General features: G+C 70.4%; 21 protein-coding genes and 1 other RNA gene. 15 read left to right on the forward strand and 7 right to left on the reverse strand.

All coding sequences use genetic code 11. The features are described 5' to 3' along the window. Both NK718_RS06330 and NK718_RS06335 read right to left on the reverse strand, forming a co-directional pair. Positions 1-2271 carry an ABC transporter permease gene (locus NK718_RS06330; RefSeq protein WP_254739707.1) on the reverse strand — a complete coding sequence of 757 codons (2271 nt, stop codon included), beginning with the start codon at positions 2269-2271 and terminating at the stop codon, positions 1-3. Between the two features lie 78 nt (positions 2272-2349). Next, entirely contained in the window at positions 2350-3432 is a 1083-nt protein-coding gene (locus NK718_RS06335; protein WP_254739709.1) for a substrate-binding domain-containing protein, read from the reverse strand. A gap of 304 nt (positions 3433-3736) precedes the next feature. On the opposite strand from NK718_RS06335, the gene NK718_RS06340 reads away from it, so the two are divergent. The 4 genes from NK718_RS06340 to NK718_RS06355 are packed head-to-tail and all read left to right on the forward strand — an operon-like array spanning position 3737 to position 7020. After that, complete coding sequence (locus NK718_RS06340; protein WP_254739712.1) at positions 3737-4501, forward strand: SDR family NAD(P)-dependent oxidoreductase; 765 nt, start codon at positions 3737-3739, stop codon at positions 4499-4501. Between the two features lie 34 nt (positions 4502-4535). Beyond that, positions 4536-5426, forward strand: coding sequence for a 2-dehydro-3-deoxygalactonokinase (locus NK718_RS06345; RefSeq protein ID WP_254739714.1), 891 nt, complete (start codon positions 4536-4538; stop codon positions 5424-5426). Positions 5427-5473: 47 nt separating this feature from the next. Continuing rightward, entirely contained in the window at positions 5474-6118 is a 645-nt protein-coding gene (locus NK718_RS06350; RefSeq protein WP_254739717.1) for a 2-dehydro-3-deoxy-6-phosphogalactonate aldolase, read from the forward strand. Next, complete coding sequence (locus NK718_RS06355) at positions 6115-7020, forward strand: ribokinase (protein WP_254739719.1); 906 nt, start codon at positions 6115-6117, stop codon at positions 7018-7020. Before NK718_RS06350 ends, NK718_RS06355 begins: the two co-directional genes overlap by 4 nt. A 33-nt stretch (positions 7021-7053) precedes the next feature. On the opposite strand, the gene NK718_RS06360 is transcribed toward NK718_RS06355, so the two are convergent. The 3 genes from NK718_RS06360 to NK718_RS06370 form a co-directional block, all read right to left on the reverse strand. Then, positions 7054-7692, reverse strand: coding sequence for a TadE/TadG family type IV pilus assembly protein (locus NK718_RS06360; protein ID WP_254739721.1), 639 nt, complete (start codon positions 7690-7692; stop codon positions 7054-7056). After that, a complete protein-coding gene (locus NK718_RS06365) occupies positions 7692-8249 on the reverse strand; it encodes a TadE/TadG family type IV pilus assembly protein (RefSeq protein WP_254739723.1) in 558 nt (185 codons plus the stop codon). Before NK718_RS06365 ends, NK718_RS06360 begins: the two co-directional genes overlap by 1 nt. A 122-nt stretch (positions 8250-8371) precedes the next feature. After that, a complete protein-coding gene (locus NK718_RS06370) occupies positions 8372-8857 on the reverse strand; it encodes a pilus assembly protein N-terminal domain-containing protein (RefSeq protein WP_254739725.1) in 486 nt (161 codons plus the stop codon). Between the two features lie 255 nt (positions 8858-9112). On the opposite strand from NK718_RS06370, the gene NK718_RS06375 reads away from it, so the two are divergent. From NK718_RS06375 to NK718_RS06415, 9 genes are all read left to right on the forward strand, one after another. Then, entirely contained in the window at positions 9113-9271 is a 159-nt protein-coding gene (locus NK718_RS06375) for a Flp family type IVb pilin (RefSeq protein WP_254739727.1), read from the forward strand. A 19-nt stretch (positions 9272-9290) separates the two neighbouring features. Continuing rightward, positions 9291-9797, forward strand: a complete 507-nt coding sequence (locus tag NK718_RS06380; protein WP_254739729.1) for an A24 family peptidase — start codon at positions 9291-9293, stop codon at positions 9795-9797. Positions 9798-9921: 124 nt separating this feature from the next. Further along, entirely contained in the window at positions 9922-10704 is a 783-nt protein-coding gene (gene cpaB / locus NK718_RS06385) for a Flp pilus assembly protein CpaB (RefSeq protein ID WP_254739731.1), read from the forward strand. A gap of 28 nt (positions 10705-10732) precedes the next feature. Further along, a complete protein-coding gene (locus tag NK718_RS06390) occupies positions 10733-12178 on the forward strand; it encodes a type II and III secretion system protein family protein (protein ID WP_254739733.1) in 1446 nt (481 codons plus the stop codon). A 40-nt stretch (positions 12179-12218) separates the two neighbouring features. Further along, positions 12219-12953 carry a CpaD family pilus assembly protein gene (locus tag NK718_RS06395; protein WP_254739735.1) on the forward strand — a complete coding sequence of 245 codons (735 nt, stop codon included), beginning with the start codon at positions 12219-12221 and terminating at the stop codon, positions 12951-12953. Next, entirely contained in the window at positions 12953-14206 is a 1254-nt protein-coding gene (locus tag NK718_RS06400) for a CpaE/TadZ family protein (RefSeq protein WP_254739737.1), read from the forward strand. Before NK718_RS06395 ends, NK718_RS06400 begins: the two co-directional genes overlap by 1 nt. A gap of 83 nt (positions 14207-14289) precedes the next feature. After that, positions 14290-15753, forward strand: coding sequence for a TadA family conjugal transfer-associated ATPase (locus NK718_RS06405; RefSeq protein WP_254739739.1), 1464 nt, complete (start codon positions 14290-14292; stop codon positions 15751-15753). A gap of 18 nt (positions 15754-15771) precedes the next feature. After that, the gene (locus NK718_RS06410) at positions 15772-16755 is read left to right on the forward strand and encodes a type II secretion system F family protein (RefSeq protein WP_254739741.1); all 984 of its coding nucleotides are present in this window, start codon (positions 15772-15774) and stop codon (positions 16753-16755) included. 13 nt (positions 16756-16768) lie between these two features. Further along, positions 16769-17746 carry a type II secretion system F family protein gene (locus tag NK718_RS06415; protein WP_254739743.1) on the forward strand — a complete coding sequence of 326 codons (978 nt, stop codon included), beginning with the start codon at positions 16769-16771 and terminating at the stop codon, positions 17744-17746. Between the two features lie 16 nt (positions 17747-17762). Here the strand turns inward: NK718_RS06415 and nudC are convergent, their stop codons facing one another. After that, on the reverse strand, positions 17763-18701 hold the full coding sequence (nudC, locus tag NK718_RS06420; RefSeq protein ID WP_254739745.1) for an NAD(+) diphosphatase: 939 nt from the start codon (positions 18699-18701) through the stop codon (positions 17763-17765). 12 nt (positions 18702-18713) lie between these two features. Further along, on the reverse strand, positions 18714-19130 hold the full coding sequence (locus NK718_RS06425) for an HIT domain-containing protein (protein WP_254739747.1): 417 nt from the start codon (positions 19128-19130) through the stop codon (positions 18714-18716). Positions 19131-19253: 123 nt separating this feature from the next. Here NK718_RS06425 and ffs point away from each other — a divergent pair. Both ffs and NK718_RS06435 read left to right on the forward strand, forming a co-directional pair. Then, positions 19254-19350: signal recognition particle sRNA small type (ffs, locus tag NK718_RS06430), an RNA gene on the forward strand. 69 nt (positions 19351-19419) lie between these two features. Next, positions 19420-21315, forward strand: coding sequence for a DNA polymerase III subunit gamma/tau (locus NK718_RS06435; protein ID WP_254739749.1), 1896 nt, complete (start codon positions 19420-19422; stop codon positions 21313-21315). Position 21316: the final 1 nt, after the last annotated feature.

Genomic DNA, 21316 nt, shown 5'->3' on the forward strand with positions numbered 1-21316 from the left:
TCAGGCGTGTCTCCCGGAGGCTGAGCGGGACGAGAACAGGCGGCCGAGGATGTTCTCCTGCCGGATCCAAATGTCGCCGACGACGGCGCCGATCAGGATGAGGCCGATGAAGACGTTCATCCAGTGTTGCGGCAGCACGAAGGACGAGCCGTCCGGCATGATGATCTGAAGCGACAGCAGCGAGCGGATGAGGGTGATCGCCGCCGCGCCGGCGAGCGAGCCGACGATGGTGCCGAAGCCGCCGAAGATGGAGCCGCCGCCGATGATGACGGAGGCGATGCCGTCGAGCTCGCGCAGCGTGCCCGCCGACGGGTTGAACGAGCGCAGATAGGCCACGTAGATGATGCCCGCGGCCGAGGCGCACATGGCGCTGAACACCAGCGACCACAACCGCACGGCGTCGGTGCGGATGCCGGCGTAGCGCGCCGCGCGCTCGTTGCCGCCGACCGCGTAGACCATCTGGCCGATCACGGTGCGGCCGAGCGCCACCGCGGCGACGAGCGCCACGACGCCGAGCAGCAGCGTCTGCGTGCTCACCGCCTTGGCCACCGCCAAACCGAGCCCCCCCGACGGTTCCAGCCCGAAATAGGCCAGCAGCTCGAAGAGGTTGCGGCCGAGCAGGTTGAAGCTCTCCGGGAAGCCGGACAGCTGCCGCCCCGCCACCAGCCACGCGCCGAGCCCGCGCGCGATGTAGAACATGCCGAGCGTCGCCACGAAGGCCGGCAGCCCGTAGCGGATGGTGAGCACGCCGTTGACGAGCCCACACGCCGTGCCCGCCGCGAAGGCGATGGCGGCGGCGAGCCAGGGGTCGACGCCCAGCTCCTTCATCAGGAAGGCGGCCGTCGCCCCGGCGAAGGCCAGCACGGAGCCCACCGAGAGGTCGATGTCTCCATTCGCGATGACGAAGGTGAGCCCCACCGAGACCAGCGCGATCTCGGTGAAGGCGAGCAGCAGGTTGAACGAATTGTCGAGCGATCCCCAGAAGTCCGGCCGCAGCGCCATGCCCACCAGCCACAGCGCGACAACGAGGATGATGGCGGCGGCGTCGCGGCGGGCGAGGAAAGCGCGCAGCCCGCGCGCGCCCATCGCCCTCGCGTCCGAACGCGCGCCCTTGGTCTGCGCCCCGACGATGGCGGCTTCGCCCCGGTCCGGGGCGGGCGGGGCCTCGTGGCCGCGCAGCCGGGCCCAGACGCGGGCCGCGCCGCCGCCCTTGATCGCCCATGGCTCGATCAGCACGGCGGCGAGCAGGATGATGCCGAGGAAGGCCTGCACCGCTCCGCCGGGGAGCTGCGCCATGGCCTGGACCTCCATCTTGATCCCGCCGACGTCGATGGTGCGGGTGATGGGCACGCCCTCGCGCAGCACCTTGTCGATCAGCACGACAAGCGCCGCGCCCATGCACGCGCCGAGCACGCGGCCGCGGCCGCCGGCGATCGACGCGCCGCCGACGATGACGGCGGCGATGACGATCAGCTCCGCGCCCTGGCCGTATTGCGAAGTGATGCCCTTGTCCTGGGCGACGTTCATCAGCCCGGCCAGCGTCGCCGCGAGCGCGGTGAAGAGGTAGGCGCGCAGCCGCACCCAGCGGGCCGGGATGCCGGCATAGGTGGCCGCCTGCTCGTTGCCGCCCACCGCGTAGGTCTGGTAGCCGGTGCGCGTCTTGGCCAGCACGACGGCGCCCAGCGCCGCGACGGCGAGGAAGATCAGGATCTGGGAATTGAATCCGAGCGCGTTGGTCTCGCCGAGCGAGAAGAACCACGGGTCGTCCGCCGCCTTGCGCTCGTAGGCGATGGTCTTGCCGCCGGTGAGGCCGAGCACCAGTCCGCGCCCGATGAACAGCATGGTCAGCGTGGCGATGAAGGCCGGCACCTTGAGCCGCGTCACCAGCAGGCCGTTGACGAGGCCCGCGAGGACGCCCGTCACCACCGCGCCGAACACCGCCCAGCCGACGCCGGCGTCGACATGCGACGGCGCGTAAAGGATGGAGAACACCGTGGCGACGAGGCCGAGCACCGAGCCGACCGACAGGTCGAGCTCCTTGTTGACGATGACGAAGGTCATCGCCACCGCCATCACGCCGAACCGCGCGGTGTCGCGCAGCACGGCCGAGAACGCGTCCGTCGAGCCGAAGAAGGCCGGATTGATGTACACGCCCGCCCCGTAGAGCAGGACCATGAAGAGGAGGAGCCCGGCCTCCCAGCCGCCCACCAGCTGGAGCGGGAGCCTGGACGGGGCCCGGGCCGCCGGCGGGCTCGTGGCGATGCTGCTCATCGGTCGGGTCGTCTCCGCGAAGGGGGCGCGGGGGAGCGGGCGGGACGGCGTTGGCGCCGCCCCGCCGCCGCGTTCGCGTCAGTTCTCGAAGCGCTTGCCTACCTTGTCGACCGACTCCTTCGTCACGAGCTGGGCGCGCGTGTCGAGGTTGGCGGCGGAAACGCCGCGGTCGATCTGCAGGTAGAGCTGGGCCACCGGCCAGAAGCCCTGCAGGAAGGGCTGCTGCCCGAGCGAGCCGGTGAGCGCGCCGGTGCGGATCTGCTCCTGCTGCTTGGGACCGAGGTCGAAGCCGAAGGCGCAGATCTGGCCGTTCTTCTTGAGCTGGCTGATGGCGTCGCCGAGCGCCGGGGTCACGAAGCCGTTGGCGGCGAAGGCGCCGACCACGTCCTTGCGGCTCTCGATCAGGTTCACCACCGAGTTGACGATGCTGTCCTTGTCGACGTCGATGCCGATGTTCTGCGGGCCGGCGTCGACCTTGAAGTCCTTCAGCTTGCCCGCGGCGTTCAGCGACTTCACCGTGGCCTCGAAGGCGGCCTTGATGCGGTTGTTGACCTCCACGTTCCCCAGCGTCGTGGTGTTGGGGAAGATGATGGTGCCGCCCTTGACGTTGTTCTTGATCAGGCAGGCCGCCAGCGCCTCGCCGCCGATCGCCGCCGCCGAGGCGTCCTGCCCGGTGTGCGAGATCGCGTTCCGGTTGAGCAGCTTGCCGTCGTAGGAGTTCGTCGTCGCGACCGGGATGCCGCGCTCGGTGAGCTTCTTGACGAGATCGTCATAGGCGCCCGACTGCGGCGTGGTCATGATGACGCCGTCGATGGTCGGGTCCTGCACGATCTGGTTGAGGATGGCGATCTCGCGCGGGATGTCGTCGACCGGGGCTTCGGAGCCGAGCATGATCAGGTTGACGCCGAACGCCTTGGCCGCGACCTGCGCGCCGACATAGGTCGGGTCGAAGAAGCCGTTGCCGGCGGTGTGGGTGACGATGGCGAAGGTGAGCTTGCCGTCCTTGGAGTTGAAGTCCTTCGTCGCGGGCGATTCCTTCGCGGCGTCCTCGAACGAGTAACCGCCGACCGCCTTGTTCAGCGTGCCCGACTGGGCGTGCGCGGCGACGCTCGCCAGCGAGATTCCCGCGGCCAGCGCCGCGAGCCGGATGACGCTCCTCATGGGTCCTTCCTCCCGAATGCTCGTTCCGCCGCGCTGCCGAGAGCGGTCCGCGGCGATAGGGCGACGTTAGCGCGAGGCCGAAAAAAATCAAAGGCCGAAGCTGATGGGCGAACATGGTTCCGCTCGCGTTGAACAGCGGAAATGAGTTCAGCGACAAGGAATAAGAAATGAGGTGCGCACGTCTTTTTGCACCTGCCGCCTCTTGCCGCCGCGGCGCGCGCCCGTGTAGACATAGCCGACAGGACCGAACCGCCCCACGCCAGACCAAAGCCGACGAGGGCGGCATCACAGGAGGACACGCTCCATGGCTCAAGGCGCCATCTATCCCGATCTGGAAGGCAAGGTCGTCATCGTCACGGGAGGCGGCAGCGGCATCGGCGAGGCGATCGTCCGCCACTTCGCTCGGCAGAAGTCCCGCGTGGCGTTCCTGGACATCAACGAGCAGGCCTCCGCCCGCCTCGTGGCCGACCTCGAGGCGGCGGGCACGCCTGTGCTGTTCGAGCGCTGCGATCTCACCGTGATCCCGGACCTGCAGGCCGCCTTCAAGCGCATCCGCGCCGCGCTCGGCCCGGTCGGCGTGCTCATCAACAACGCCGCCCACGACGAGCGCCACAAGACCGAGGAGGTCACCGAGGCGTACTGGGACGGCCGCATCGCGGTGAACCTCAAGCACCAGTTCTTCGCCGCGCAAGCGGTGCTCGACGACATGAAGGCGGCGCGCGCCGGCGCCATCGTCAATTTCGGCTCCACCTCGTGGATGGTCGGCCAGGGGGGAATGGCGGCCTACACGGCGGCCAAATCGGCCGTGCTGGGGCTCACGCGCTCACTGGCGCGCGACTTCGGGTCTTACAACGTCCGCGTCAACGCCATCGCTCCGGGCTGGATCATGACGCAGCGCCAGCTCGACCTGTGGCTCACCCCCGAGGGCGAGCAGGAGCTGATGCAGCGCCAGTGCCTGAAGCGCAAGATGATGCCCGATGACATCGCCAAGTTCACGGTGTTCCTCGCGTCGGACGAGGCCAGCGGCTGCACCAACCAGCAATACGTCGTCGACGGCGGTTGGGTGTGAGGCTACAGTCCCGGCCCGTTTGCCGGAGGCTGTCATGAGCGCACCCAAGCTGATCGCCGTCGACTGGGGCACGACGCGCCTTCGCGCCTGGCTCGTCGACGCCGACGGCGGCGTGCTGGCCCGCGCCGGCGCGGACGAGGGCATCATGGCGGTGCCGCCCGGCGGCTTTCCCGCCGCCCTGCGCCGGCAGGTCGGCCCGTGGCTCGGCGCGCATCCAGGCCTGCCGGTCGCCATGGCGGGCATGGTCGGCAGCCGCAACGGCTGGGTCGAGGCGCCCTATGTCGAGTGCCCGACCACCGTCGCCGGCATCGCCGCGAAGCTGGCGCGGGTCGATCTTGGAGACGGTGTCGAGGGGCTCATTGTCCCGGGCCTGGCGGCGCGCGACAGCTCCGGCGCGCCCGACGTCATGCGCGGCGAGGAAACCAAGCTCGCCGGCTGCGACGTCACCGACGGCGCGGTCGTCATGCCCGGCACCCACGCCAAGTGGGCGCGCGTCGGCGACGGCGAAATCCGCGGCTTCTCCACCTTCATGACCGGCGACTTCTACGCAGCGCTGACCGAGCACACGATCCTGGGCAAGCTCGCCGAGGAGCCCGAGGATGAGGCGGGGTTCCTGCGCGGCGTGCAGGCGTCGCGCCGGCCGGGCGGCCTCACCCACCAGGCCTTCTCCGCCCGCACGCTCGTGCTGATGGGCGAGATGCCCGGCGCGCAGGTGAAGCCCTACGTCTCCGGCCTGCTGATCGGCGGCGAGGTGGCGCAGGGGCTCGCCATGAGCGACGACAAGGGCGGCGTCACCGTGGTGGCGGACGGGCCGCTCGGCCGATTCTACGAGCTGGCGCTGGCCGAGCACGGCCGCGAGTGCCGGCTGCTCGCCCCCGAGGACGTGTTCGTCAGGGGCCTGCTGCGCATCCTCGACGCCGCCTGAGCGTTCACGCCGGGGGCCGAGGGCCCGAACCCACCGGGAGATCCGCCATGTCCCATCGCGACGACTTCGACGCCGCCTTCGCCCGCTGTCCCCTCATCGCCATCCTGCGCGGCGTCGAACCGCGCGAGGCGGTGGCTGTCGGCGAGGCCGTGGTGGCTGCGGGGATCGCCATTCTCGAGACGCCGCTGAACTCTCCCGAGCCGTTCGAGTCGGTGCGTCTCATGGCCGCCGCCCTGAAGGGCCGGGCGGTGATCGGCGCGGGCACCGTGCTGCGGCCGGAGGACGTCGACAAGGTGGCGGAGGCGGGCGGCACGCTGGTCGTCTCGCCCAACATGAACCCGGCGGTGATCGCGCGCGCCAAGGCGCTGGGGCTGGTCTCGGCGCCCGGCGTGATGACGCCGACCGAAGCCTTCGCCGCGCTCGACGCCGGAGCGGACGTGCTCAAGCTGTTCCCCGGCGAGATCATCTCGCCGGCGGCGGTGCGCGCCATCGCGGCTGTGCTGCCCAAGGCGGCCCGGCTGGTGCTGGTCGGCGGCGTCTCGCCGGAAAGCATGAAAGGCTACGCGGCGACCCCGGTTGCCGGCTACGGCATCGGCTCCGCCCTGTACAAGCCAGGCCTGAGCCCGGAAGATGTCGGCGCGCGGGCGCGCGCCTTCGCGGCGGCCTGGCGCGATCTGGGTTCGCGCGCATGATCGTGGTGTTCGGCTCCGTCAACGTCGATTTCGTCACCCGCGTGGCGCGCATTCCGCGCCCGGGCGAAACGGTGCTGGGGCCCGGCTACGAAGTGATCCCGGGCGGCAAGGGGGCGAACCAGGCGCTGGCGGCGCGGCGCGCCGGGGCGGAGGTGGCGCTGGTCGGCGCGGTCGGCCGCGACCCGTTCGCCGACATCGCGCTCTCGCTGCTCGCCGAGGACGGCGTCGACCTGTCGCGCGTGGCGCGAGCGGCCGCGCCGACCGGTGCGGCCTTCATCAGCGTCGACGACGCCGGCGAGAACGCCATCGTCGTGGCCTCGGGAGCGAACGCGGCGGTGTCCGCCGCGCAGCTCGACGGCCTGCGCCTCGGCGCGCGCGACACGCTGCTGCTTCAGCGCGAGGTTCCGGAGGGCGAGGCCGCCGAGGCGGCGCGGCGCATGCGAGAGGCCGGCGGCCGCGTCATCCTCAACGCCGCCCCGGCCGGCGCGATCGCGCCGGAATTGCTCGCCGCGCTCGACATTCTCGTCGTCAACGAACACGAGGCGGCGATCGTCGGCGCGGCGCTGGGCATCTCGGGCGAGCCGGACGCCATCGCCCGGGAGATCGACGCGCGTCGGGGTGTGGCCACCATCGTCACGCTCGGTGCGGAGGGGGCCATCGGCTGGACCGGCGGCGTCCGCCGGGCGGCCCCGTCGCTGCCGGTCACGCCAGTCGACACCACGGCGGCTGGCGACACGTTTTGCGGAGCGTTCGCCGCCGGGCTCGACGCCGGCTTCGGCTTCACGACGGCGCTCGCGAGGGCGGCCGCGGCGGGCAGCCTGGCCTGCACCAAGGCGGGCGCGCAGCCCAGCATTCCGCGGCGCGAGGCGATCGACGACGCCGTCGCGGGCTTCATGGCCTGAGAAGGGATCGCGCCGGGCGAAAAGCCCGCGGCGTCACACGCAGGGGCCGGGCGAGGGGCTCGGCTTGCCGAGGCTCGCGGCGTCGGACTTCTCCACGTACTGGATGTTGCGCGGGTTCATCAACTGCCCCGAGCGCAGCACGAAGGAGCCGGTCAGCAGCACGGCGATCGGCGGGGTGTAGGGATATTCCACCTGGGAGAGGATGAACGACACGTTGCTCTGGGCCCGCATGGCGGCCGGCACCAGCGTCGTGTCGAGCACCGTGCCGCGCGCGTAGGTGGTCCAGTTGCTGGCGTAGCTCCAGCACACGGTGGCCGTGGCGGTGGAGCCGGTGCCGGAGATCGAGATGCTGGTCAGCCGGACGCGCGTCGCTCCGGCTGGAAGCGGCGACAGCACGGCGCTGCCGGCGGCCACCATGCCGGCGAGGTCGGCGTCCTTCACCTTGCTGGCCTGCGAGGCGAGGTCGGCCAGGGTCGCGCCGAGCAGCGTCACCCGCCGGTCGGCGGTGAGCAATTGGGTGGTCTCGACCGTGCCGACATAGAGCGTCAGGAGGATCGGCAGGATCAGCGCGAATTCGACCGCCGCCACGCCGCGCCGGTCGCGCCCGAAGCGGCCACGCCCGATGGCGCGCGCCAGTGCTCCGAGGCGGGCGAGGGCGAGGCGCGCGCGCATCAGAACGCCTCGTTCTTGAAGGCGGCCGAGGCCATGATCAGCATTTTGTTGCCGTTGAGATTGGCCATCGACGTGCCGATCATCGGCAGCACCAGCGGGTAGGAGATGGCGGTGCGCAGCACCACCACCGAGCCGCCCGTGCCGAGATTGAAATTGGTCCCGAAGGTGGTGGTGTCGATCTGGCCGCCAACCACCGGCACGCTGGGCGCGGGGGCGCTGGCGAACGAAGAGTACGACTTCACGTCGACCAGTAGCATCGACTGGCAGTTGAACGTTACCGTGATGCGGCTGCAGATGGCGTTGCGGAAGTCCGCCGCGGTCATCGCCTTGGCCTGGCCGGTGCGCACCAGCCGCGCCACGTCGGTGACGGCGGTCTGCATCATCGAGCCGCTGACATAGACCATTGCGGTCTGGAACACGGCGAAGATGACGGCGAGGAAGGGAATGGCGATGAAGGCGAATTCGAGCGCCGTGTTGCCGCGCCGGTCCTTCGCAAACCGCACGACGAGGCGTCGCAGCTTGCCGCCGTCACGCCGTTTCGCTGCGCCAGGGCTCACGGCCGATAACTCCCCCAGGTTGCCGGTAACTCTTGGCGCAGCTAAGCACCAGCTCCAGAAGATCGTCTGAATGGGATGCCTAAAATTCGAGGGATCGGACGGCGCGGCGCGGGTTCTGGCCGTTACTTGGCGAGCCCGTTGCGCACGTTGGCCTGGTTGGCTGTCGCCTCGAAGAACTTGGGAACGTCGCCGAGGCTGATCGTGGGCTGGCAGCGCGGCGTGCAGGAATAGGTCTCGCGCTCGAGGCCGCGCTGCACCAGCACCTGCCCGTCCGTGGCGGGCTCGACATGGATCAGCCGCTCCGAGATCACCGAACCGGTGGCGTCCTGCGAGATCAGGTTGGTGGTGCCGTAGGCCTTTCCGGTGATCACCACCGAGCCGTTCTTCTGCACTGAGATGTCCGCGATCGACGGATTGCCGACGATGACGGTGGTGGTGGAGGGCGGCAGCTTCAGCACGGCGGCGCGGTCGGTGAGCACCGTCACGCTGTCCAACGCGAAGGCCGGGGCCGCAAGCGCGAGCGCGCAGGCGGCGAGGGCGGCGGAAAAGGCCGGTCCACGGCGGCGCGCCGGACGGCAGGGCAGCGGAGACGGGGGCACGAGCGACATCCTCTTCACCGGGGCAAGTCTCGCGTGAAGGTTGCGCTTGATTGGTATACAATCCGTGAACGCAGCGGCGGCTCCAACCGATCGTTAACCCTGCCCTTAACCGATCCAATTGTCGCGGGCCGCGAGACTTGCGCTTAACCGCTCCGAAAGGCCGGCGGCCTAGCGTCGGACCTGTCGGCCGCGGCGTCCAACGGGACGCGGACGGGCGGGCGCCGGGCGCCCGGCCTGGGCGGCCCTTCGGCGGGACGACGCGCAATGCTGGCACTGCTTTCACGGTTCGCGGGCGACGAACGGGCGAACACGACGGTCGAGTTTGGCCTCATCGGCGGCATCATCATGATCGGCCTGATCGGGGCTTTCGCATCGCTGCGCGGCAACTTGCAGATGACGTTCCAGCCCAAGACGTTTCCGTGACGCGGACGGCGGCGGCGCGATGACGGACCTGCTCATCCTCCTGCTCTTCCCGGCGCTGATGGCCTACGCGGCGACCAGCGACCTGATCTCCATGACGATCTCCAACCGCGTCTCCCTGCTGCTGGCGGCGGGGTTCCTGGTCGTCGCGCTGGCGCTCGGCATGCCCGCCGGCGCATTTGCCTGGCACGTGGCGACGGGCGCGTTCGTGCTGCTCGTCACCTTCGGCATGTTCGCGGCCGGTTGGATCGGCGGCGGCGACGCCAAGCTGGCGGCGGCGACGGCGCTGTGGATGGGCTCGGAGGCCGTGGTGCAGTACCTCGCCTGGTCGTCGGTGTTCGGCGGCGTGCTGACCTTGCTGCTGCTCCAGTACCGGGCGCATCCGATGCCGCGGATGGCGCTCGGCGTGCCGTGGCTGGTCCACCTGCACCAGCCGCGCACCGGCATTCCGTACGGCATCGCACTGGCGGCGGGCGGGCTCACGGCATATCCGGGGTCGCCTTTATGGACCCTGGCAAGCTTGCATTAGCCGCTTACCAAATGAATGCTCGCCCCTTGGTTGTAGTGAAAACGATTTGTTAACTGTAAGTAGAAGATGTTGATGCCTGTTTCAGGGACGCACGACGTCGTGCATCCAGGAGTGGGACAGGCGCATGAATCCGCTACGCCTCGTAGTCTTCGCCGTGGCGCTCGTCGCCGGCGGCATTGCGGCCTACCTCGCCGCCAGCCCCGGCCAGGGGCCCGCCACGACCCAGTTCGCCCCAGTCGCGCCAGCGGCGGAAGTGCTGGTCGCCGCCACTGACATCCCGGTCGGCGCCACCGTCTCGGCGCGCGAGGTGAAGTGGCAGGCCTGGCCCGGCGACGGTGTCGGGCCGGGCATGATCACCCGCGCCTCCCAGCCCAACGCCGTTCAGGACTTCACGGGCGCGCTCGCCCGGACCACGCTGATGACGGGCGAGCCGATCCGCAACGAGCGGCTCGTCAAGGCCAACCAGGGCGGCGTGATGTCGGCCCTGCTTCCGGCCGGCCAGCGCGCGCTCGCCATCACCATCGACAATCGCGGCAGCAACTCGGCCGGCAACTTCATCCTGCCGAACGACCGCGTCGACGTGATCCGCATCTTCAAGAACGACGACGCGAGCCACGCCGAGCAGCGCGAGGTCTACGCCAGCGAAACGCTGCTGCGAAACGTCAAGGTGCTGGCCATCGGCCAGAACATCCAGGAGCGCAACGGCGAGAAGGTCGTGGTCGGCGAGACGGCGACGCTGGAGCTCGATCCGGGCCAGGTGGAGCTGGTGCTTCTCGCCCAGCGCGTCGGCCAGCTCTCGCTGGCGCTGCGCAGCCTGCAGGACATCGCCAAGGCCGACGAGCCGGTGAAGCGGCCCGACGACAACAGTCTCACCATCGTACGCTACGGCGCCGCCACGCAGCGCTGAGCGTCGGCGGACAGCGAGGAACACTGGAATGACACGCTCACCCGAACGGCTCCGGCGTTTCCTGCCCGCTCTCGTCATGCTGGGCGGGGCCGCCTTGTTCGTCCCCGGCGTCGCCGTCGCGCAGATGACCGAGACGCAGATCAGCATGACGGACGGCCAGGCGCGCCGCCTCGACATGGGCATCGGCAAGTCGGTGATCGTCGACCTGCCGCGCGACGCCAAGGAAGTCTTCGTCGCCAACCCGAAAGTGGCCAACGCCATCGTCCGCTCGACGCGCAAGCTGTTCGTCATCGGCCAGGCCGACGGCCAGACCAGCGTCGTCGTGATGGACACCGAGGGCCGGCAGATCGCCACGCTCGACGTTAATGTCGGGCGCGACCTCAACCTGCTGCGGCGCACGCTGAAGGCGGCGGTCCCCGCCGGCGCGATCAACGTGGTGCCCGTCGGCGACACCATCGTCCTCACCGGTACGGTCAACTCGCCCGGCGACGCGCTGCAGGCGATGGACATCGCCAAGGGCTTCGTCGCCACCAGCGCGATCGGCGCGACCGCGGTGACCGGCACGGTGGTCAACTCGTTGACGGTCCGCAACAAGGACCAGGTGATGCTGAAGGTCACCGTGTCCGAGATCCAGCGTTCGGTGCTCAAGCAGCTCGGGATCAACACCAGCGGCCAGTGGCAGGTGGCGGGCGCGAGCGGCAGCTTCCTCACCGACACGCCGTTCTCGCTGGCGCCGCAGGCGCTCGCGGCCACGGCGATCACCGGCGGCAGCGGCCTCGGCCCGCTGCCCAACGTCACGCTGCGCGCCGCCGAGCGCGCCGGCGTCATGCGCACCCTCGCCGAGCCAACGCTGACCGCGATCTCCGGCGAGAGCGCCCAGTTCACGGCGGGCGGCGACGTGCCGGTGCCCTCGGGCGAATCCTGCACGGCGGGCCTCGTCGGCACCACCTGCACCACCTCGATCACCTATCGCCAGGTCGGCGTGGTGCTGAACTTCACTCCGGTCGTGCTCTCCGACGGGCGCATCAGCCTGCACGTCTCCACCGCGGTGACGGACGTCGACTACGAGAGCCAGATCCGCATCTCGGCCGGCGCCTTCGCGCCGGGCTTCAAGACCCGCAAGATGGACACCACCGTCGAACTGCCTTCCGGCGCGTCGCTGGTCTCGGCGGGCCTGATGCAGCAGGGCAACGCGCAGGCCGTCAACGGCGTGCCCGGCCTGATGAACCTGCCGGTGCTCGGCGCGATGTTCCGCTCGCGCGACTACCAGCGCAGCGAGACCGAACTGCTGATCACGGTGACGCCCTACATCGCCAAGGCGACGTCGGAGCGCAACGTGGCCCGGCCCGATGACGGCTTCGCCGACGCCAGCGATCCCCAGACCGTGCTGCTCGGCCGGCTCAACCGCCTCTACGGCCCGCCCGGCGCGCGTCCCGTCGCGTACCGCGGCAAGGCCGGCTTCGTGATCGATTGAGCCCATGCGGACCGCGACAGCGACACCAGGAGCCACGCAGATGCCCGCCGCTCTCCACTCTCTCGCCGCCCGCCCGCTCGCGCGGGCCGCGGCCGCCCTCTCCCTGCTGCTGGCGCTGGGCGCGTGCCGCTCGGAGATCGCCCAGCCCGATCTCGGCTACCCCAACGACTACCGCGTCCGCCATCCCATCGCGCTGGCTTACGCGCCGACCGAGCTGGACCTGTTCCTCGGCCATAACGGCTACGGGCTGGACGAGCGCCAGGCGCGCGATCTCCAGCAGTTCCTGCAGGACTACCGCGAGCACGGGCGCGGCGGCATCCTCGTCCTGGTGCCGGTGACGGGCGGCAAGGGCGGCGGCGGCGCGCAGTCGGTGCGCGCCTCGCTCGCGTCGGCGGGCCTGGCGGGCCACCAGGTCCGCTACCAGAACTATTCGACGCCGGACGCGGCGCTCGCCTCGCCGGTGCGGCTCAGCTTCACCAAGATGCAGGCCAAGGTGCTCGGCGCCTGCGGTGACTGGCGGCAGGACCTCAACGGCGAGGCCGCGAGCGTCGAGGGCTGGAAGAACAAGCCCTATCCGAACATGGGCTGCGCCTACCAGACGGCGCTGGCCAACCAGGTCGACGACCCCGTCGACTTCGTGAGGCCGCGCGCCGAGACGCGCTCCGACATCGCGCGCCGTATGAAGGCGATCGACGATTTGCGCAAGGGCCAGGACCCCTCGACGAACTGGAAGTCGCAGGCCGCCGACGTGTCGACCGCAGTGGGGAGCAACTGATGGACGGGGGCTGGACCGGAGGGGGCGCGCCGGATCGCGTCGTGATGCCCGTGCCGCGGATTTCCGTGCACGCGTTCTGCGAGACGCAGCCGGTGGCCGCGCTCGTCGAGGCGGCGGCGCGCGACCGGCGCATGGACAAGGCGCAGGTCGTCGTGTCGATGGGCGGCGCGCCGGCGGCGGTGGAGATGTTCCGCACCGCGCCCACCCCGAACCTCATCGTCATGGAGTCGCTCACCGGCGACGGGAACCAGTTGCTCGGCCTGCTCGACGCGCTGGCCGAGACCTGCGACCCCGGCACCAAGGTGCTGGTGATCGGGCACATGAACGACGTGCTGCTCTATCGCGAGCTGATCCGCCGCGGCGTCTCCGACTACCTGATCGCCCCGCTCGACCTGATCGGCCTCATCCAGGCGATCTCGGACCTCTACAGCGGCGCGGAAAGCGGGCCGCTCGGGCGCACCATCGCCGTCACCGGCGCCAAGGGCGGCGTCGGCGCGTCGACCATCGCGCACAACCTCGCCTGGAGCCTGTCGGTCAGGGTCGGCACGCCGACCGTGATCGCCGACCTCGACCTGCCGTTCGGCACGGTCGGCCTCGACTTCAACCAGGATCCGCCGCAGGGCATCGCCGACGCGGTGTACTCGCCGGACCGCCTCGACGCGAACTTCCTCGACCGCCTGCTGTCGAAGTGTTCCGAAAACCTGCACATGCTGGCCGCGCCGGCCACGCTGGACCGCATCTACGACCTCGATGAAACCAGCTTCGACCTCACGGTCGAGCTGCTGCGGGCCTCGACGCCCTGCGTCGTGCTCGACCTGCCGCACCAGTGGAACGGCTGGACGCGCCGCCAGCTCGTGACGGCCGACGACATCGTCATCGTCGCGGCGCCCGACCTCGCCAATCTACGCAACGCCAAGGTGATGATGGACGTGCTGTCCAGCGCCCGTCCCAACGACCGGCGGCCGCGCGTGGTGATCAACATGACCGGCGTGCCCAAGCGCCCGGAGATCCCGGTGCTGGAGTTCGCCAAGGCGCTCGGCGGCGACCCGGAGACGGTGATCGCCTTCGACCCGCAGCTGTTCGGCACGGCGGCCAACAATGGCAAGCTCGTCGTCGAGTCGCAGCCGAACGGCAAGGTCGCCGAGGCGCTCGAGACCCTCGCCGCGCGGCTCGTCGGGCGCAGCGAGGCCAAGTCGCAGAGCCGCGCCTTCCTCAAGCCGTTGCTCAACCGGCTGAAGCGGGCGCGCGGGTGATGCCGGGGCGACAACCTCCGGTCGGTCCGGGCGGGGGTTGCGCAACGTAAATGTAAGGTCTTGTCGGGGACACTCGGGACGCCATGTTCGGAAAACGAGCTACCATCGGAACGCCGCAAGCCGCGTTCGGCAAGACGTCCCCGGCGACCGGATCGGTCGTCGGGCCCGCCCCCGTGCTCGGCCCCACGCCGCCGCCGGCCTCGCCGGGTTCGCCGATGGCCGACCCCGCCGCGCTCGGCCTGCCCGGCCGCTCGGAGGAGTACTACCAGACCAAGAGCATGGTGTTCGGCGCGCTGATCGAGGCCATCGATCTGTCGCAGCTGAGCCGCCTCGACGCCGACGCGGCGCGCGAGGAGATCCGGGACATCGTCACCGAGATCATCGCGCTCAAGAACCTCGCCATGTCGATCGACGAGCAGGAGGATCTGCTCGACGATATCTGCAACGACGTGCTCGGCTACGGTCCGCTCGAGCCGCTGCTGGCGCGCGACGATATCGCGGACATCATGGTCAACGGGCCGTCGCGCACCTACATCGAGGTGGCCGGCAAGATCCAGCTCACCAATGTGCGCTTCCGCGACGCGTCGCAGCTGATGAACATCTGCCAGCGCATCGTGAGCCAGGTCGGCCGTCGCGTCGACGAGGCCTCGCCGATCTGCGACGCGCGCCTGCCCGACGGGTCGCGCGTCAACGTCATCGCGCCGCCGCTGGCCATCGACGGCGCGGCCCTCACCATCCGAAAGTTCAAGCGCGACAAGCTCACCCTCGACCAGCTCGTGCGCTTCGGCTCGGTCTCGGCTGAGGGGGCGCAGTTGCTCCAGATCATGGGGCGGGTCCGCTGCAACGTCGTCATCTCGGGCGGAACCGGCTCGGGCAAGACGACGCTGCTCAACTGCCTCACGCGCTACATCGACAACGACGAGCGCATCATCACCTGCGAGGACGCGGCGGAACTGCAGTTGCAGCAGCCGCACGTCGTGCGCCTGGAGACGCGCCCGCCCAACCTCGAGGGGCAGGGCGCCATCACCATGCGCGACCTCGTCAAGAACTGCCTGCGCATGCGGCCCGAGCGCATCATCGTCGGCGAGGTGCGCGGACCGGAGGCGTTCGACCTGCTGCAGGCGATGAACACCGGCCACGACGGCTCGATGGGCACGCTGCACGCGAACTCGCCGCGCGAGGCGCTGTCGCGCATCGAGTCGATGATCACGATGGGCGGCTACTCGCTGCCGTCGCGCACCATCCGCGAGATGATCTGCTCCTCCGTGGACGTGATCGTCCAGGCGTCGCGCCTGCGCGACGGGTCGCGCCGCATCACCCACATCACCGAGGTTCTGGGGATGGAAGGCGACACCATCATCACCCAGGACATCATGCTCTACAAAATCACCGGCGAGGACGCCAACAATCGGCTGATCGGCCGCCATGTCTCGACCGGCATCGGACGCCCGAAAATGTGGGAGCGCGCGCGCTACTACAACGAGGAGCGCCGCCTCGCCACCGCGCTCGACGCCATGGAGGTGATCGACGATGCGAACCTGGGCTGATCCGCACGGGACGCGCGCATGGACCTGAGCAAGCTGGCCATCGGCGCCCTCGCCGCCGTCGCCGTGGGCGCGGCGGCCTACGCTCTTCTGTACCCCACCCTGTCGGGAACCGGCCGGGCCGCGCAGCGGCGCAAGTCGCTCGTCGGAACTGGTGCGCGCACCACGGAGGCGCGCGGCGCCGCCATCGCCGCGCAGGCGCGGCGCGACAAGATCAGCACCAGCCTGAGCGAGATCGAGCAGCGCCAGAAAGAGGCGAACACCGTCAACCTCGATAAGCGCCTCGCCCAGGCGGGCCTGTCATGGAACCGGCGCCGCTATTACCTTGTCAGCGCTGTCATGGGCTTCGTCACCGCCGTGCTCGTGCTGGCGGGCAGCGGCCATCCGGCCGGCTTCGCGATGGGCTTCTTCGTCGGCTTCCTCGGCCTGCCGCGCTGGATGATCGCACGCATGCGCAAGAAGCGCATGGCGCGCTTCACCGACGAGTTGCCCAACGCCATGGACATCATCGTGCGCGGCATCCGCTCCGGCCTGCCGCTCGGCGACTGCCTGCGGCTGATCGCCAACGAGGCCGTCGAGCCGCTGCGCACCGAGTTCCGCGTGGTGATGGAAAGCCACACGATGGGCATGCCGATCGGCGAGGCGGTGGGCAAACTCTACGAGCGCGTGCCGGTGCCCGAGGCCAACTTCTTCGCCATCGTCATCAACATCCAGCAGAAGTCGGGCGGCAATCTCTCGGAAGCGCTGGGCAACCTCTCCCGCGTCATCCGCGACCGCAAGAAGATGCGCGGCAAGATCAACGCGATGAGCATGGAGGCGAAGGTCTCCGCCATCATCATCGGCATCCTGCCGGTGGCCGTGGGGCTGATGGTCTACGGCACCAGCCCCGACTACATCCGCCTGCTCTGGACGACGATGAGCGGCCGGCTGTGGATGGCCGGCGGCGCCTTCATGATGGTGGCCGGCACGCTGGTCATGAAGAAGATGATCAGCTTCGATATCTGAGGGAACGGTCGCGATGCTTTCCGCCCTGATGGCCAAGGTCGCCGACCCGCACTTCATCGTGATGGCGCTCGCCGCCATCGCGGCGGCGGCCACGGTGCTCACCCTCGCCATGCCGCTGGTGGAGGGCGACGTCCTCAACAAGCGCATGAAGGCGGTGGCGCTGGAGCGCGAGCAACTGCGCGCCCGCGAGCGCGAGCGCCTCGCCCGGCAGGCGGACAGGCCCTCGCTGCGGCAGGCCCCCAAGGCCTACATGAAGCAGATCGTCGACCAGTTCCAGCTCGGCCGCTGGCTGGGCGCGGAGCACGCCAAGTCGCGCCTCACCATGGCCGGCTATCGCGGCCCGCAGGCGGAAGTCGGCTTCCTGTTCTTCCGCCTCGTCACGCCGATCGTGCTGGCGCTGGTGGCGCTGGCCTACGCGTTCCTGCTGTGGGACACGAAGCAGCCCTTCATCGTCAAGATGGGCTGCGGCATGGTGGGCGCGTTCGTCGGCATCAAGCTGCCGGAAGTGTTCATCAAGAACCAGATTCTGAAGCGGCAGCAATCGATGCGCCGCGCCTTCCCCGACGCGCTCGACCTGCTGCTGATCTGCGTCGAGTCGGGCATGTCGATCGAGCAGGCGTTCCGCCGCGTCTCGCAGGAAATCGGCACCCAGTCGGTGCCGCTGGCGGAGGAGCTGTCGCTCACCACCGCCGAGCTGTCGTTCCTGCAGGACCGACGCCTCGCCTTCGAGAACCTCGCCGCTCGCACCGGGCTCGAACCGGTGAAGAGCGTCTGCCAGGCGCTGGTCCAGGCCGAGAAATACGGCACGCCGGTGGGTCAGGCGCTGCGCGTGCTCTCCCAGGAAAGCCGCGACGAGCGCATGATCCAGGCCGAGAAGAAGGCGGCTTCGCTGCCGCCCAAGCTCACCGTGCCGATGATCCTGTTCTTCCTGCCGGTGCTTCTGATCGTGATCCTGATCCCGGCCGCGATCCAGGTGTTCAAGTGGCCGTAAGCCAGGGGCTCGGTCTCTAGGGCTCCTGCCCGTCGACCGCCCAGGCGCGCATGATGTGGTGCGCGATGGCGATGGGCGGCGGGCAGCCGAGGCCGGCGGGGTGCGTGCCCTCGAGCATGGCGCGCGCTTCCTCCCGCGTGAACCAGCGCGCGTCCTCCAGCTCGTTGGAGTCGACCGTCAGCTCGTCCGAGGTCGCGAGCGCCAGGCAGCCGATCATCAGCGAGGCCGGGAACGGCCAGGGTTGGCTCGCCAGGTAGCGCACCCGCGAGGTGCGGACGCCGGCTTCCTCGTGCAGTTCGCGCCGGACCGCGTCCTCCACCGTCTCGCCCGGCTCGATGAAGCCGGCGAGGCAGGAATACATCATCGGCGCGAAGCGGGCCTGCCGCCCCAGAACGCAGCGATCGCCGCGTACCGCCAGCATGATGGCGACGGGGTCCGTGCGCGGGAAATGCTGCGCCCCGCAGCCGGGGCACTCGCGCCGCCATCCGGCGGCCGCGCTCGCGGTCGGCTGGCCGCAATGCGCGCAGAAGCGGTGGCGCTGGTGCCAGAACAGGAGGCTCTTGGCCTGGGCCAGCCGGCCCAGCGCCGGCGGCGGCAGCAGGCCCTGCACGGCGAGCGTCCGCAGGTCGATCGACACCAGCGCCGACTGGCCCTGGTCGTCCGGCGCGCGCGCGTCGAGCAGCGTCGCGAACACCGGCGCGTCGCCGTCGAGGCCGAGGAAGGCGGTCTCGCGCAGCTGCCCCAGCTCCTCCGCCTCCGCTAGGTGGAACAGCGCGTCGAGCCCGTCGCCGGCCCGGCGCAGCAGCGGGATGTCGCCGGCCACCACCACGGTGCGCGCCAGCGGGGAGGCGCGAAGCCCCTCCATGCGCGCGGCGTCGTCGCGGTGTTCGGCCAGCCGGTCGAGCCCGTTCTGGGCGTAGCCGAGCCGGGCGGAGAGTTCGAGGGGGAGCGTCATGGCGGGTCCGGGTCAGAGATGGCCGAGGGCGGCGGAGAGGCGGGCCGTCTCCGCCGCCAGCGCGTCCGGCGCGTAGGGGCGGGCGGTCCCGAAGCCGAACACCGGCGCCGGCCAGGCGGCGTCGGCGGCGAAGCGGGCGACGATATGCACGTGCAGCTGCGGCACCCTGTTGCCGATGGCGCAGGTGTTCAGCTTGTCGGGCTTATACAGGGCCTGCACGACCCGCGAGACGTCCAGGATCTCCCGCCACATCGTCGCCTGATCGGGCTCCGACAGCTCGATGAATTCGCGGATGCCGGCGCGGCGGGGCGTCAGGATCAGCCACGGGAAGCGGCTGTCGTTCATCAGCAGCACGCGCGACAGGCCGAGGTCGCCGACCGGCGCGGTGTCCCCGGCGAGTTGGGGATGCAGGGAAAACGGCTCGCTCATGGGCGGACTCTCGGGAAGGGCGTTCGGGCCCACTGAGGCTAGAGGAGTCGCGGCCGCGATGCACCCCTCGCGACGCGCGCCTTGCGGCTTGTAATCCGGGGTCCGATGTCCGATATAGGGCGCGGGAGGTTGGCGGTGGACGTTCCACTCGCCAACCGGGTCAGGTCCGGAAGGAAGCAGCCCTAACGAGATCGGGCGGGTCTCTGTCCAGCCTCCCACCTCATTCGAACGATCGCAGCCTGCCGATCCGCCGCTCGGGACGCGATCCGGGCCGAGACGACAGGGCCCGATGACCGACCAGCCCACGCTCGATCACGCCGCCGTCTCGGCGGATACCGACGGACCCGGCCTGCCGGGCCTTGCGCCGCCGCAAGCCGCGTCGCAGGGCGGCTATCGCGTGCTGGCGCGCAAGTATCGTCCCCAGAATTTCGACGACCTGATCGGCCAGGAAGCGATGGTGCGCACGCTGCGCAACGCCTTCGCCACGGGCCGCATTCCGCAGGCCTGGATCCTCACCGGCGTGCGCGGCGTCGGCAAGACGACCACCGCCCGCATCCTGGCGCGCGGGCTCAACTACGTGCGCGAGGACGGCTCCGGCGGCCCCACGGTGGAGCTTCGCGACGAGGGCGTCCACTGCCGCGCCATCATGGAATCGCGGCACGTCGACGTGCTGGAGATGGACGCCGCCTCCCACACCAGCGTGGAGGACGTGCGCGCCATCACCGACGGCATCCGCTACGCCCCGGCCTCGGCGCGCTACAAGGTGTACATCATCGACGAGGTCCACATGCTGTCGGAGAAGGCGTTCAACGCCTTCCTGAAGACGCTGGAGGAGCCGCCGCCGCACGCCAAGTTCGTGTTCGCCACCACCGAGATCCGCAAGGTCCCGGTGACCATCCTGTCGCGGTGCCAGCGTTTCGACCTGCGCCGCGTCGACGCCTCGCTGCTGGTGAGCCACCTCGAGTCCATCTGCCGGCAGGAGGGCGTTTCGGTCGAGCCCGAGGCGCTGGCGATGATCGCGCGCGCCGCCGAGGGCTCGGTGCGCGATTCGCTGTCGCTGCTCGACCAGGCCATCGCCCACGGGGCGGGGCGCGTCGACGCCGAGACGGTGCGCGCCATGATGGGGCTCGCCGACCGGGCCCGCGTCATCGACCTGTTCGAGGCGGTGATGAAGGGCGACATCGCCACGGCGCTCAAGGAACTGCGCGACCAGTACGATTCGGGCGCCGACCCGGCCGTCGTGCTCACCGACCTCGCCGAGTTCGTGCATCTCGTCACCCGCCTCAAGGTCGTGCCCGAGGCTGCGCGCGAGGCCAGCGTGACCGAGGTGGAGCGCGTGCGCGGCGAGGCCTGCACGACGCTGTCGATGCGGGTGCTGTCGCGCGCCTGGCAGATGCTGTCGCGCGGCATCGCCGAGGTGCAGTCCTCGCCCAAGCCCGTGGCCGCCGCCGAGATGGTGCTGGTGCGCCTCGCCTACGCCGCCGACCTCCCGACGCCGGACGACGCGCTGCGCCTGCTCTCCCAGCAGGGCGGCGTGAACGGCGCGGGCGGCGGTTCCGGCCCGGCCCCGGGCGGCGGCGGCGGAGCCCGCGCCGTCGCCAACGGCGCGCCGCGCGCCGACCAGCGCGCCGACCCGGGCCTCGGGCAGCCACGCGTCGGGGCCAGCCTGTCGGTCGCCTCGCGGGCGGAGCCGCAGGCCCGCGCGCCCTCGCAGACGCCTGCCGGCGCGCCGGCGGTGCGGGTGGCGCGGTTCGAGGATCTCGTGGCGCTCGCCGCCGAGAAGCGCGACATCGCCGCCAAGATGGCGCTGGAGCGCGACGTGCGGCTGGTCCGCTTCGAGGACGGGCGGCTGGAATTCGCCGCCGGCGAGAACGCCTCGCCGACGCTGGCCGGCGACCTCTCCAAGCGTCTCGCCGATTGGACGGGACGCCGCTGGATCGTCGCGCTGTCCTCGGAGGAGGGGCAGCCGACCCTGCGCGAGAAGGCGGACGCCGAGGCGCGCGAGCGCATGACGGGCGTGCGGGCGGACCCGCTGGTGCGCGCCGCGCTGGAACGCTGGCCGGGCGCGCAGATCACCGCCATCCGCGACATGGAGGCCGCCGCCCCCGCGCCCGCCGAACCGGACGAGGATGCCCAGGTGGCGGACGCGCCTTTCGATTTCGACGGCTTCGACGACGATTTGTGAC

The organism is Alsobacter ponti (genome assembly GCF_024294805.1).
Classification (GTDB): Bacteria; Pseudomonadota; Alphaproteobacteria; order Rhizobiales; family Beijerinckiaceae; genus Alsobacter; species Alsobacter ponti.